Raw genomic sequence first — 13,835 nt, 5'->3', positions numbered from 1 at the left:
TACAATAAAAAGACAAAAAAAACAGACATCTAAAAAATAAATGTTAATTTAACGATTAATAACTTAAAAACTTACTCTAATAACCAAATATCACCATCAAATGAAACACAATTTCCTCTTTCTGATTTTACTTTTATGCACTGCATTTTCACAGGCACAAAGCTTGTCCAGCCCTGACCATAAAATTAGAGTTGATGTAGCGGTATCTTCAGGTCAACCGGTATACAGTATCTATTTTAACAAGGTTCCAGTACTTCAAAAATCTGCTCTTGGCGTAGACATCAATGACCTTTCTTTTCACGATCAGCTAAAAACAAGCAGTGTGTCCCCTGTTCAAACCACCGAAGCACATTACAACATGCTGAATGCAAAGAAACGCGAGATTACCTATAAAGCCAACAAACGCACATTTATATGGAGTAATGTACAAGGAAAGAAGATTGGCGTCACTTTCCAGGTTTCCAACGATGGCGTAGCTTTCCGTTATGAGTTTACAGGGAAACAAGATCTGCTTAGTACAGTCAATAAAGAATACACCAGTTATCATTTCCCCGAAACGGCTAAAGCCTGGCTGCAGCACAAAGCAGAGGCCCAAACAGGTTGGGAACACACCAATCCTTCCTATGAAGAGAATTATCAGCAAGATGTTGCCATCGGCACGTTTTCCAAAACCGGTTGGGTTTATCCTGCTCTTTTTAAATCAAATGATGTCTGGATGGCCATTACAGAGGCCGGAATGGATGGCAAATATTGCGGCACTTTTATAAAAAATGAACCGGACAGCCCGGTGTATCAGATTACTTTTCCAGACACCAGAGAAGTTTTCGCTGGCAAAGGATCTTTACCGGAATCGAAAGGTCCCTGGACTTCTCCCTGGAGGATTATTGCTATTGGTTCTTTAAAGACCGTTATGGAGTCTACCCTGGGAACAGATCTGGCTCTGCCTGCGATATCCTTAAAAGATGCTTCTTTCATCAAACCCGGCCAGGCTTCCTGGAGCTGGATTATGAGCAAGGACGAATTTATTACCTATGAGGAGCAAAAAAAGTATATTGATTATGCTGCAGATATGAAATGGGCCTACACTTTAATAGATGTAGATTGGGATACTAAAATAGGTTATGAAAAAGTGACTGAACTTGCAGCCTACGCTGCAAAAAAGAATGTAGGCTTGTTGTTATGGTACAATTCTGCCGGAAGCTGGAATACAGTACCCTATCATCCAAAAAACAAACTGCTAACGCATGAAAGCCGGGTAGAAGAATTCAGCCGCCTGCAAAAAATGGGTATCAAAGGAGTCAAGATCGATTTCTTTAATGGTGATGGACGCTCTATGATTGCTTATTACACGGAAATTCTAAAGGATGCTGCAGATTACCAGTTACTCGTTAATTTCCATGGTGCAACTTTACCAAGAGGCTGGGCAAGAACTTATCCTCACTTAATGACTACTGAAGCCGTAAAAGGTTTTGAAATGGTCACCTTTATGCAGGAGGCGGCAGATATGGAAGCTACACACGCAGCAATGCTCCCTTTTACACGCAACCTGTTTGACCCGATGGATTTTACACCAATGAACCTGTACAAAATCCCAACAAATGTAGTCCGCAAAACCACCAGTGCTTTTGAACTGGCAACCAGTGTGTTGTTTCTTTCTGGCATCCAGCATTATGCAGAATCGCCGGAAGGGATGGCTAAGGTTCCAGCAGATGTAAAAACATTTTTGAGTTCATTACCTGTACACTGGGATGAGGTAAAATTCATAGATGGATTGCCTGGAAAACTTGTCGTTATAGCCAGAAGAAGTGGTTCTAAATGGTATGTGGCTGGAATAAATGGAGAGAATAAACCAAAGAAAGTTTTACTCGATTTGTCTGCATTGAAAATGGCTAAAGCTACACTTTTCAATGACGGTAAAGAGCCGCTTAGCTTTGATATTAGCGAAGTGAATACTGCGCAGAAATATGAAGTGGAACTGAAGGGAAATGGTGGCTTTGTGTTGGCGCAATGAATATGACTAACCGAATCATTTTTATGCTCCTTACATAGTCTGCTCCCTCCCTATGCAATTTGCTGCGAAAAATCCTTGTGCTCTGTGGAAAGGCCTCAGAAATCTGTGCGCTCTTCGCGCACCTGATATCGTTAGCCTTGAAGTAGAGCACAAGGATTTTTCGAAAAACTAAATAACAACAACCAGGCGTTTTCCATCAGGAATATCCAGATTCCACAGCGTTGATATATCGTCCAGCCTATGGGTAAGCGTTTGTACTTTCAGCTTTCCTTCCGCAGACAGTTGAAACATTTCCGGTAAAATCTCAGAAAAAAGTTTCCCTACCTGCTCTTTCGTCCAGCTTCCCAAGCCTGAGCCAGTCAGCTGCAGATCTACGCTTCTTAGGGTCGCCGCTGATAGCTGAATCAAATCCCCAGCCATGCTACCAACAGAAACGAACCTTGTTTTATGAGTAAACGACCCTTTACCCTTTAAACTGGCCAGTATCATCTCGGCCGCATGGCCCCACAGATAGTCAACAACCACATCAATGGGTGAAGCCTCATGGATTTCCTTTAAGCGTTTAATAAAAGCTTCCTCATCCTGTTTAATGGAAATGACTTCATCTGCCCCTAATGACAACAAATCATGTAAAGATTGTTCATTTCTTCCGGTTGCAATAACTTTCTTAGCGCCATAATGTTTTGCAATCTGCACCGCAACACGTCCCGTAAAGCCAGTAGCTCCATTGATGAGCACCACCTTCCCAGGCTGAATTTCCGCTTTAAACCTTAAACCCATCGCTGCACCGATAACTGCGTTTGGTAATGCTGCCGCATCCGCATCACTCAAGGCCGAAGGTAGCTTAACGATCCTATCTTTATATATCGTGGCCTTTTCAGCCAGCATACCACACACACCCATTCCATATACTCTGGTCCCATCCTTGAGTACGCAAACACCATCACCACCAATCACCCGCCCGTTTTCTTTTAACCCCTCACTGGAATAGTGTTTACCTGATGCTACACCTTTATCAAAGTGTTTAACAGCAACAGCTTTGACTGTAACTAAAACTTCATCTTCATTCTGCACTTCTGGTTCCGGGAAATCTACATATTGAGGCAATTCGCCTTTTTGATACATTACCGCTGCTTTCATCTTTATCATTTTCTATATCTTTTCTTTAATGAAATAGACATCACAAAAGTAGGCAGTGGTAATTTTCCAAGACGATAACATATGTTATCAAGTTTAAAAGTGGGATTTGCCTTTAGCCAGTTTACTTTTTATCCGGCTTAAATGAACCGTACTCACACCGAGATAAGCTGCAATATAGTGCTGTGCTACCCTTTGCACAATATGTGGCCTTTCTTTCAGCAATTTCTCATAGCGTTGTTCAGGGCTATCCCGTATAAAAGAAACAAATTCGTTAATGTAATGGGTTTGACGCTGTGCAGCAATTTGCAGGATCATTTGGAGAAAGTCGGGCTCTGTACTTAATTCTTCCATTAGTTGCGTAACGTATTTTTTAGGCAGTAAATAGACAATGGAAGGCTCAATCGTTTCAATGGTAAACTGACTCGGTACATCATTAACAAAACTATCAAAAGAAGTCAGCCCTTCGTTTTCAAAAAAGAACTGCACCGTTTTATCCTCACCATTATTATTAAAAAAACTCCTTACACAGCCCTTTTCTATAAAAATATAGTTCTGCGATTTTTCCCCTTCTTCCAGCAATATTGTCTTCGCAGGAATATCGAGTCGTTTCTGGAATTCCAGATACCGGTCCCAATAGACATTTAACTGAGGAAATTTTGTTCTAAAATGAAAAAGCATACTTAAGCAGTTGAGCTGCAAGCTAAGTTAATAATAATTCAACCCCATCCTCTACATCAAATACCCGCTCATCAAGTCATCTATCATCCGATAAAAAAAAATAAAAATAATTCTTTGCATATCGCAACTTTTATGTAGGTTTACGTTGAGAGCGTTAATTTAATGAAAAGGGGCCAGTCGTAAGATCTGGTCCCTTTTTTTATGCAGCTGCATCATAGAAATCAAGACTCTGGATAAAGCCGTTTCATATGTACAAGCGAATGATCTATAAGCTGTATTAAGACACCTAAATTAACATCTTCAATCTTTTTAATATAGATACAACTTTTACCTGTTTTATGTTTCCCCAGCTGCTGTAGTAGCTTTTCTTTAGCCTCAAAATCTGAAGCCATATATAAGGATATGGCATTACTCCGGGGTGAGAAGGCAATTAAAGGCGCATCGCCTTCATGTCCGCTTTCGTATCTATAATGATAGCTGCCGAAGCCAACAATCGCAGTTCCCCACATTTTCGGTTCAAATCCACTTTGCTTTTCCATAAGTGCAGCAATCACATAGCTATCTTTTCGTTTTACCGGGTCATTGATCTTTTCCAGGAAATCCCGAATGCTCGCTGTTGTCTCACTGGTTTTGTTCTTTGCCATGCGTATATTTGGTTTGAACAATCAATTCAAAATTAAATGTTCTTAAAAAATGAAAGAATTTTGTCCCCATATCGAAATCAGGATCGTTATCAGGGCAGACAATAAATATAAAAAAAATGAAAGAATTTGCATTAATTTTCAGACTAAACGACACCTCAGACTTCAAACCATCACCTGAACAAATGCAGGAAAGGATGAACTGGCTTGGCCATATTGCTGCTCAGAACAAACTGGCCGACAAAGGGAACACGCTTTTACCAATTCCCGGAAGTGCAAAAACGGTACGGCCAGACAATGTGGTAACAGATGGACCTTACACTGAAATCAAAGAATTTATAAGCGGCTACATCATAGTTAGAGTAGAGAATATTGAAGAAGCCGTTGAATTAGCAAAAAGCAACCCTATTTTTAAGATCGGCGGCAATATTGAAGTGAGAGAGGTTTTAAAGCGCGACTAATGCAGCAAAACGCAATTTTGCCTGAAGCAATTCTACCGCACTTGTTCAGACAAGAGTATACCAAAATAACGGCTGTATTATGCCGTTATTTTGGCTTGCGACACATTGAAATTGCGGAAGACATTGCCAGCGAAACGTTTTTGAAAGCATCCGAAAACTGGGCGGTAAATGGTGTACCTGTAAACCCAACTGCCTGGCTTTATACCGTAGCAAAAAACAAAGCCAAAGATTATTTCAAACATCTGACTATTTTTGAAACCCAGGTCAAAAAAGAACTCCCAACAGAAACGGCACAGGAGAGTCATACTTTTGAATTTGACATTAAAATCATTGCAGACAGCCAACTGGCAATGATATTTGCTGTATGTAACCCAACAAATTCAACAGAGGCACAAATCTGTCTGGCGCTCCAGATTCTCTGTGGTTTTAGCGTAGAAGAAATAGCGAATGCCTTTTTAACAAAAACGGAAACTATAAAAAAGCGTCTGCAAAGAGCAAGAAATAATCTTCGAAATGAAAATTTTCAAATCAGGGAATTAGGCGTAACCGATGTCCAGCAAAGGCTTGATATTGTTTTAAAAACCTTGTATTTACTGTTTAACGAAGGTTACTTTTCAAAAACCGACAACCAATTGATCCGAAAGGAACTATGCGCTGAAGCTGTCCGGTTAACATTGATTCTTATAAAAAATCAATTTACCAATACACCACAAACCAATGCCTTACTTGCATTAATGTGCTTTCAGAGTTCTCGCCTGGAAGCGCGGATAAATGACAACGGAGAAGTTGTTCTATTTGAACAGCAGGATAAAAGTTTGTGGGATCAAACATTGATTGAAAAAGGCAATTACTATTTGGTAAATGCTTGTGATGGTCTGGAAGTCTCTAAGTACCATTTGGAGGCGGGTATTGCCTATTGGCATACGACATTGGCAAATGAGAATAAATGGCCACATATTTTGCAATTGTACAATCAACTTATCCTGATAGAGTATTCGCCGGTAACAGCACTGAACAGAACCTTCGCTTTTGCACGCGTATATGGAAATGAAAAAGCAATTCATGAAGCCGAGCAACTAAAGCTCAATGAGAACAGTTATTACCATGGATTATTGGGTCACTTATACACCAATATTGATTCGGAAAAAGCCACTAACCATTACCAGAAGGCGATTGGGCTAACAAAATCCAAAACAGAAAAACAAACCTTGGCAAAGGAAATTGAACGGATCAAAGAAAACAAACAGGGTAAAAACAAAATTAATTGATTGTTTATTTCATCCTAATTGTAAAGGATACACTAATTTACTGATGCAAATAGCTTTGTTCCTTTATTCTCGGAGAAACAACCAGATAGATCAGGATCAACACCAGCATTAATCCAATAAAAAGCCAGTAATAACTGGCTCCCTGAAATGAAGATAAAAAGCCTTGATTGGAGATGCTGTGGTTGACCAGGGCCGTAAAAACATTTCCGATAGCAATAGTGAGCAACCATACCGCCCCCATCGTACTCTTCATAGAGGCTGGTGCATGTGTATAAGCATATTCAAGGCAGGTCACAGACACCATAACCTCTGCCGCAGCCAAAATAAAATAAGCCAAAACCTGCCACCAAATGGAAGGGCTAAGTCCTTTATCAATATCCCCTTGTAAGATGGCAACAATAACAAAAGAAATTACCATCAATATAAGTCCTGCTCCGATTCGCCTCAACGGACTAGTCTTTATACCTCTGCGCTCAAAGAAAGGGTAAATACCATAATTAAATACCGGGATCAACAACAGTAGGAAGAACGGATTCACGGTCTGCACCTGTTGAGACAACAGCTCGTAACCAAAAATATGTCGGTCCAGCTTTCCAGCCTGTAAGACCCATTCAGAAAGGTTTTGATCCCACATAGCCCAAAACAATGGAATGAAACTAAAAATTCCGATCACCCGGTATGCAGCTTTGATATCTTCTACTTTCTCCGGATTAAACTTTTCTTTAGCAACATCCAGTAATGAGGTACCGGGCTTCCTTTTATAAAAATGGACCAATGCATAGACAGAAATAAAAAGAAAATTGTCTTTTTTTATACCAGCCGGTGGAACACGAACATAAGTTTTGCGGCCAGAATAAAAAATTAATGTAGACACTGCCATTAAAATCCCGGGAATTCCAAATGCCCATTTAGGCCCATAAGCTGCATAGACCAACGGGATTGCTAATGTGGAAACAGCAGACCCCGCATTAATACTGAAATAAAACCATCCGTAAACCTTTGTGAGCAAGTGCTTATTCTCTGCATTGAACTGATCTCCCACATTGGCAGACACACAAGATTTTATACCTCCAGCCCCAATTGCAATCAAAACAAGCCCAATCCTGAATACGTCAAAGTCTTTCTCAAACATAGAGAGAATCAGATGTCCAAAACAATACAAAATCGATATCCAAAGGATAACTTTATATTTTCCAAAGAACCAATCGGCTGCAACAGCACCAAGGAAAGGAACTGCATAAGCCAATGATACAAAAAAATGCGTAGCCTCATTGGCCTGTGCTTCTGCAATGCCTTGTAAGGAAGGATTTAAGGCAGGATTGAAAAACTGTACCACCAGAAAGGTAGTTAGAATGGATCGCATACCATAAAAACTAAAACGTTCAGCGGCTTCATTAGCAATAATATAGGGTAAACTTTTAGGATAGGCCATATCCGTAAATCTGCTGATTTATTTAGCTCCAAAATAATCAGGTATTAACTTAAACCCACAGGATATTAACCAAAATCTATGTTTAATTTTCCGGAATACTTCTACTACACAACCTATATAATCAAACTATTGATAGTTATTGATCCTGATGCCCAACTTTACCGCATCAGGATCAATAAATAATCTATTTCAGTTTATTCAAAACAGGCTTCTCTATTCCCCGAAGCACCGATTGACCAGGTTTATTCAATTCAAAAACCACCACCTCATTCTCCCCCCTTTTTAACCACTCTGCAGGCACATAAATAGTTTGCTGAGGGCCGATTTCCCAATACTTACCCAAATTATGTCCATTGATCCAAACCACACCCTTGCCCCATTTACTTAAATCCAGATAAGTATCTGCAGGTTTATCCAAGGTAAGAACCCCTTTACGCACAATTGGCACACCAGGTATGACCTTTGTCACTTTAGCCTTTAATGAAGGAAGGTGATCAAAAGGCAAACCAAACATCTTCCATCCTTTAAGCTCCTGTCCGGCAAAAACAACCTTTTCTGTAATGCCTTTAGTATTCTGTAACATGTAAATACCAAAGTTAATCCTTCCCATATTTTCAACCAGAATATCCAGGGTAACCTTACCTGCCGGAAGATGAAGTTCCAGGCTGTCTTGTCCAAGCCGTCTATCCAAAGTCCCCAGCCTCTTTCCATTAACAAATACAATTCCATAATCTCTCAGTTCCTTAATCTTGAGCAACCCACGTTTCCCGCCATTTAAGGTTGTACGATATAATACATAACCATAGGCTTGTTTCATACGTTCAAAGGTTAAAGGCCGCGCACTCAGTTTTGGTACGGGCAATACATCATACAGGCTGGCTGATGTCGTAAATTTAACCATTGGTGTTGTGATAGAAGGCTTCGCTTTCGGAACTTCCGGCAAAACAAACCCTTGAGGCAAATGTTTCTGTATAACTTCCCTGAACTTCATAAACTTATCTGTTGCATTCCCGGCTTCATCCAGAGGTGCATCATAATCATAACTGCTGGTTTGAGGTTCGTAAGGAGAAGTATCCTTGAAATTTGCTCCGTTCATAAATCCCCTTGTACTACCCCCATGGAACATATACATATTGATGGAGATACCTGCGCCCAGTACCGAATCAATTGCACTTACGTATTTTTCTGCAGGAACGGTATGGTGTGCAGTACCCCACCAGTCAAACCAGGCCGGATACCACTCTGCAATATAATACGGACCTCTTCCATTGTGGTTTTCATTAACAAGCCGTTTTACTTTTGCAGGTTGGTCAACCCCATTGATGGCAGGTAATAAACCGGGCAAATGTCCGTCTTTAATGGCTTCTGCAGGATCGCAAGTATATAAAACACCATCAAATCCAGCTTCCACAAACATCTTTCTATTGGTTTCCAGATAGTCCTTATCTTTCCCAAAAGATCCATATTCATTTTCGATCTGTACCATCAGAATATTCCCCCCATGGTTAACCTGCAACGGAGCAAGCTGCTTACCCACCTCCATAATATAGTTTTTATAAGCCCGAAGGTATTGTGCTTCGTCACTTCTGACTACTAAACCTTTAATATTTTGAAGCCAGTAAGGATAACCTCCAAATTCCCATTCCGCACAAACATAAGGACTTGGCCTAAGTACAACCCACAATCCTTCCTGTTGGGCAATGCGTACAAATTCGGCAATATCATGGTTACCTGAAAAGTCATATTTGCCCTGCTCAGGTTCATGAACATTCCAGAACACATAAGTACCAATCGTATTGAGCCCCATCGCTTTGGCCATTTTCATGCGGGCACGCCAGCTTTCCCGTGGAACACGGGTATAATGGATTTCTCCGGAAATCATCTGGAGTGGTTTTCCATCAAGAAGGAAATCAGAATTTCCCAATTGAAAAGTATGTACTGTTTTTTGAGCTTCTGACACAGCCGGATTAATCAATAGGCAGGCGATAAAGAACAGAAGGAACGGAGATAATCTACTTTTTTGTGCTTGTTTCATCAAGGTTATGGAAGAAATTATAAAATATTTATTTAGAAGTATAGGTTATAGTTTTTGAAGTTAAGCCAGGCGAACTTAAACTCACTTTTATCAGCCCTGCGCGGGCATTTGACCTGATATATACCAGAAGTTTTCCACGGTAAGCCTTCCTTTGTGCAGACTGGTAGCTTTCATGACTGGCCAGATCGCCACTTTCCAGACCTATTAACCTGGCCGGCCCTTCAATTTTAACATCAATATTATTATCGGAATGATATACAGTATTGCCGTTCTGATCGGTGAGTTGAATCTCAATATGGGATACCTCTTCTCTCTTAGCGTCAAAATTTTGTAAATCTGCCTTCGCAGTAATGATGTGCGCCGGCCCAGAAGTAACCAGTTTATAAGAACTCACCTCCTTCTGATTCCGAAATCCTTTAATCAACAACTCTCCAGGCTGATAGGCAACATCCCAATACAAAGTTTCCTTTCGCCCCGCCTTCTTTCTTCCCAGAGAAACACCATTTAAAAAAAGCTCAGCCTCTTCTGTATTGGTAATACCCCTCACTTTGATCTGATCACCAGCTGACCAGTTCCAGGACGGATGAGAACTCCATAAGAATCGGTTGTTGTCCTTTTCCTCCGTTTTTGCAGCCATCAGATAGGTCATTGGCTGTATTGTCCACAACGATTGTCTCAAATAGAAATCATTTTTCGGAAATCCGGCCATATCGAAAAGCCCTGCCCCGCTGCTACGCACAGGCCATTTTCTCGCTTCACCCACAAAGTCAAAACCCGTCCAGAGGAATTGTCCAAAGATGTATTTATTGCTGTCCACAGCAAGCCATTCCTCTGCTCCCTTACCGTTTTCACTTCCGTAAATAATGCGTTTCGGATATTTTTTATGATCTTCAGCATAACGGTATTCCTGGTAGTTATAACCTACCAGATCAAGTAAAGCAGGGTAATCCGTGTAATTCGACATCACCACTCCGGCCAAAGCCGCAGTAACAGGCCGGGTGGTGTCATTTAATTTTACAATCTTCACCAGCCTCCTGGCAATATCCCCCATATCACTGGCCGGCGGATGGCCCTCAGTATAACCCTTTCCATAAATTTGAGGGTTACGGCCACTATCAAGCACCTTATGCGTATAAGGATCATTAGGGTAATCAATCTCATTTCCTATGCTCCACATAACAATAGAAGGGTGGTTCCGGTTACGAAGGATCATATCCTGCAAATCCCGGTCAGCCCATTCCTGAAAATACTCATGATAGCCATCCTTAACAGGCTTACCTTCATTCCAGCCTTCCACCCATTTATTCTTACCCAATGCCCACTCATCAAAAGCTTCATCCATAACCACAAATCCCATTTCATCACACAAATCGTACATATAGTCCTGATGAGGATAGTGACTCATTCGGATGGCATTGCAGCCCACTTCTTTCAATTTGCGTAATCTTCTTGCCCACACCTCTTTGGGCACTGCTGCTCCAAGCGCACCTGCATCATGGTGAATACACACCCCTTTCAACTTCAAATTCTTTCCGTTAAGAAGGAACCCTTCATCCGCATCAAACTTTATAGCTCTTAAACCCACCAACGAACTGTATTCATCCATCTTTTTCCCGTTGGCAAAAACAGAGATGATCAACCTGTAAAGCTGTGGGCGCTCTGTTGACCACAACCGAGGTTTGCTTAGCCGGATAACACTTTTGATCTCAGCCTTATTGCTTTTTTTCACGGTTAATTGTTGTTGAAAACGGCCAGCAATCTTCCCCTCCGGATCCAGCAACTGGCTTTTTACGGTAATTGCAGCGTCCCTGGTCAAGCCATTCTCCAAATGAACGGCTATGCTGGCCTGTGCAACTTCTGAATCAACCTGGGGTGTGGTAAAAGACACGCCCCAGGTTGGTATATAAACTGGCTTTTTAGTGATCAGGTAAACATTGCGATAGATTCCTGAGCCTGGATACCAGCGGGAGTCAGCAAATTTTGTATGATCTACTTTTACAGCAATCACATTATTTCCATTCTTATTCAGGTATTTACTCAATTCATACTGAAATGGAATATAGCCGTTAGGCCTTTTTCCCAGGTCATGTCCGTTGATCCAGACCTCACTGTTTTTATAGACACCGTCGAAGTAAATAAATACCCTATCCTGTTGTTGGGGCAGTAACTTAAAAGATTTACGATACCAGCCAATCCCAGCAGGAAGATAACCAGTACTGCTGGCCCATTCTGAACTGAAAGGACCTTCGATACTCCAATCGTGAGGCAAATCCAATTGACGCCATTGCTGGTCGTTTAACCCGGTAGCTTGTCCTTGTTGTACCTCTCCCTTATGAAACTTCCATCCTTTATTAAATAAGATGGTCTTAGACATATCCTGGGCAAATAAAAAACCAGGCATGAACAGGCTAAATAAAATGAATAAACAATTGCATCTTCGCATAGAAATAATGAATTAAGTCGTTTAGTAACCCGGATTCTGTTCCAGCTGGTTATTGGAAGCGAGTATTTCGGCACGCGGAATAGGAAGCCAATAATGTTTTGTCTCAAACTTTCGTCCATCCAGAGCTACTTTAGAGGTATACGTAAATGTTCCATCTGTATTTTTGGTGATGATAACGCCCCTCATCGGCAGATTCTCCGTTACATCTGCAATTTTCCAGCGGCGTACATCATAGAAACGATGCTCCTCAAAAGCAAGCTCTACCTGACGTTCCAACCGAATAGCAGTACGCATATCTGTCTGGCTGATACCGCTGGCAATAGCCGGCATGTTTACACCCTGCCTTGCCCGGATCATATTCACCGCCTGTCTGGCCGTATAACTTGCGCCAGATGGTACTGCGTCAGGACCGTAGGCCTCATTTGCAGCCTCTGCAAAATTGAGCAGAATTTCGGCATAACGAATATAGATCCAGGGCTGAAAACCCGCATTGCCCCATGGATTTTGAAGCGGATAAGCGTCATTCATGAATTTTTTCAGATAGTAACCTGTTTTGGTGGTATTCCAGTTGTCTGAGCCATCTTTACTGTCTTTCCCTCCTGGGATAAAAGTTTCCACGTTACGTTCCCGATAACTGGCACCGTTATACAGTACCGTAGCGGCAAATCTAGGATCTCTGTTCGCATAAGGAGTAGCAGGATTATACAAAGGGTTAGAGGAATTTGCAGGTAATCCATTGGTCATTTGGTATACATCCACCAGGTTTTGAGAAGGTGTATTACCCGCCCAGCCTCCATATCCATTAGGTCCGTTCGCAATTTCCAGATGGACATGGTTTGCATTTTTGGTAAACAAACGTTCAAAAATAGCTTCATTGGTCTGATTGGTTAAGAACAGATTCCCATAACCACCCTGAAAAATTCCATATTTATTCAAAGCAATAACCTGCTGCGCTGCATCAACTGCAGCCTGCCAGGTTCCTGAGTTGTATAGTGGACTTGCAGCATACAGTATTAACCTGGATTTTAAAGCCAAAGCAGCGCCTTTTGTTGCCCTGCCCAATTCCCAGTTTGAACTGTTGTCTAAAGGTAATTTCGCAGCGGCCTGATCAAACTGAGCAACAGCATAATCAATCCCCTCTTTTATAGAGACCCGTTTAAATAAAAACGGATCCTGAAGATTATCGGTCAAATTATAGACCTTATCCCCCATTAAAACCACCCGGCCGTAATTACGGATAAGATCGAGGTAACGAAAAGCCCTGATAAACTTAATTTCTCCCTCTAACAGCGATTTGCGTGCAGCGCTCATGGAAATATTAGCCAGTACACTTAAAGCATAATTACACTCCCGGATACTCCGGTAACTACGGCCCCAGATCACACCCAGTGCACCTAAATTTTCAGGAGCCAGCTGACCTCTTTGCACCAGCCAGGTGTCGTCGTCATTATTGTAGATGGCTTCATCGCTAACAGAACACCACATACTGTATTCAAATCCACGGCCAAAGCCTGGGTTGGAGCCATCAGCTTCTTTATTTTGGAGCCTGGCACCAATATACTCATTCAACACAAAGGCTTCGAAAACTGCTGTATCTGTTTGCAGGGTACTAGCTGGAATTCTATCTGTAGCTTTTGTATCCAGAAAATCTTTCTTACATGAGCCAAGCGCCAATGCACCTGCAAACAAAATAAGGACTGATAATTTATGATTGTATTTCATCTTG

10 protein-coding genes are annotated in these 13,835 nt (G+C 41.4%); 3 read left to right on the top strand and 7 right to left on the bottom strand.

Going from position 1 to position 13,835, the window contains the following annotated elements; translation table 11 throughout:
- The first annotated feature begins 100 nt into the window (after positions 1 to 100).
- Positions 101 to 2,011, top strand: coding sequence for a glycoside hydrolase family 97 protein (locus tag R2S08_RS07905; RefSeq protein ID WP_316834652.1), 1,911 nt, complete (start codon positions 101 to 103; stop codon positions 2,009 to 2,011).
- Positions 2,012 to 2,179: 168 nt separating this feature from the next.
- On the opposite strand, the gene R2S08_RS07900 is transcribed toward R2S08_RS07905, so the two are convergent.
- From R2S08_RS07900 to R2S08_RS07890, 3 genes are all read right to left on the bottom strand, one after another.
- A complete protein-coding gene (locus R2S08_RS07900) occupies positions 2,180 to 3,160 on the bottom strand; it encodes a zinc-binding alcohol dehydrogenase family protein (protein WP_316834651.1) in 981 nt (326 codons plus the stop codon).
- An 84-nt stretch (positions 3,161 to 3,244) separates the two neighbouring features.
- A complete protein-coding gene (locus R2S08_RS07895; RefSeq protein WP_316834650.1) occupies positions 3,245 to 3,829 on the bottom strand; it encodes a Crp/Fnr family transcriptional regulator in 585 nt (194 codons plus the stop codon).
- 221 nt (positions 3,830 to 4,050) lie between these two features.
- Complete coding sequence (locus R2S08_RS07890) at positions 4,051 to 4,473, bottom strand: DUF1801 domain-containing protein (protein WP_316834649.1); 423 nt, start codon at positions 4,471 to 4,473, stop codon at positions 4,051 to 4,053.
- A gap of 116 nt (positions 4,474 to 4,589) precedes the next feature.
- Between R2S08_RS07890 and R2S08_RS07885 the strand changes: the two genes are divergently transcribed.
- Together R2S08_RS07885 and R2S08_RS07880 are read left to right on the top strand one after the other, a co-directional pair.
- Positions 4,590 to 4,931 (top strand): YciI family protein, encoded by a 342-nt coding sequence (locus R2S08_RS07885; protein WP_316834648.1) that lies wholly within the window; start codon positions 4,590 to 4,592, stop codon positions 4,929 to 4,931.
- On the top strand, positions 4,931 to 6,199 hold the full coding sequence (locus tag R2S08_RS07880) for an RNA polymerase sigma factor (RefSeq protein ID WP_316834647.1): 1,269 nt from the start codon (positions 4,931 to 4,933) through the stop codon (positions 6,197 to 6,199). The genes R2S08_RS07885 and R2S08_RS07880 overlap by 1 nt, the downstream gene beginning before the upstream one ends.
- 37 nt (positions 6,200 to 6,236) lie before the next feature.
- Here R2S08_RS07880 and R2S08_RS07875 read toward each other — a convergent pair whose 3' ends face one another.
- The 4 genes from R2S08_RS07875 to R2S08_RS07860 form a co-directional block, all read right to left on the bottom strand.
- On the bottom strand, positions 6,237 to 7,631 hold the full coding sequence (locus R2S08_RS07875; RefSeq protein WP_316834646.1) for a POT family MFS transporter: 1,395 nt from the start codon (positions 7,629 to 7,631) through the stop codon (positions 6,237 to 6,239).
- A gap of 184 nt (positions 7,632 to 7,815) precedes the next feature.
- The gene (locus tag R2S08_RS07870; RefSeq protein WP_316834645.1) at positions 7,816 to 9,666 is read right to left on the bottom strand and encodes a beta-galactosidase; all 1,851 of its coding nucleotides are present in this window, start codon (positions 9,664 to 9,666) and stop codon (positions 7,816 to 7,818) included.
- A gap of 28 nt (positions 9,667 to 9,694) precedes the next feature.
- A complete protein-coding gene (locus R2S08_RS07865) occupies positions 9,695 to 12,040 on the bottom strand; it encodes a glycoside hydrolase family 2 TIM barrel-domain containing protein (RefSeq protein ID WP_316834644.1) in 2,346 nt (781 codons plus the stop codon).
- Between the two features lie 90 nt (positions 12,041 to 12,130).
- Positions 12,131 to 13,831: a RagB/SusD family nutrient uptake outer membrane protein gene (locus R2S08_RS07860; RefSeq protein WP_316834643.1), complete on the bottom strand. Its 1,701-nt coding sequence runs from the start codon at positions 13,829 to 13,831 to the stop codon at positions 12,131 to 12,133.
- Positions 13,832 to 13,835: the final 4 nt, after the last annotated feature.

Source organism: Pedobacter nutrimenti, assembly GCF_032678445.1.
Lineage (GTDB): Bacteria > Bacteroidota > Bacteroidia > Sphingobacteriales > Sphingobacteriaceae > Pedobacter > Pedobacter nutrimenti_A.
Note: the sequence above shows the minus strand (reverse complement) of the source record. Positions and strands in the feature narration are given on the sequence as shown.

Bases quoted from the DNA above. Each gene is read 5' to 3' on its own strand.
- R2S08_RS07880 (WP_316834647.1), top strand. From the start codon at position 4,931: ATGCAGCAAAACGCAATTTTGCCTGAAGCAATTCTACCGCACTTGTTC.
- R2S08_RS07860 (WP_316834643.1), bottom strand. From the start codon at position 13,831: ATGAAATACAATCATAAATTATCAGTCCTTATTTTGTTTGCAGGTGCA.
- R2S08_RS07895 (WP_316834650.1), bottom strand. From the start codon at position 3,829: ATGCTTTTTCATTTTAGAACAAAATTTCCTCAGTTAAATGTCTATTGG.
- R2S08_RS07870 (WP_316834645.1), bottom strand. From the start codon at position 9,666: ATGAAACAAGCACAAAAAAGTAGATTATCTCCGTTCCTTCTGTTCTTT.
- R2S08_RS07875 (WP_316834646.1), bottom strand. From the start codon at position 7,631: ATGGCCTATCCTAAAAGTTTACCCTATATTATTGCTAATGAAGCCGCT.
- R2S08_RS07885 (WP_316834648.1), top strand. From the start codon at position 4,590: ATGAAAGAATTTGCATTAATTTTCAGACTAAACGACACCTCAGACTTC.
- R2S08_RS07865 (WP_316834644.1), bottom strand. From the start codon at position 12,040: ATGTCTAAGACCATCTTATTTAATAAAGGATGGAAGTTTCATAAGGGA.
- R2S08_RS07900 (WP_316834651.1), bottom strand. From the start codon at position 3,160: ATGATAAAGATGAAAGCAGCGGTAATGTATCAAAAAGGCGAATTGCCT.
- R2S08_RS07905 (WP_316834652.1), top strand. From the start codon at position 101: ATGAAACACAATTTCCTCTTTCTGATTTTACTTTTATGCACTGCATTT.
- R2S08_RS07890 (WP_316834649.1), bottom strand. From the start codon at position 4,473: ATGGCAAAGAACAAAACCAGTGAGACAACAGCGAGCATTCGGGATTTC.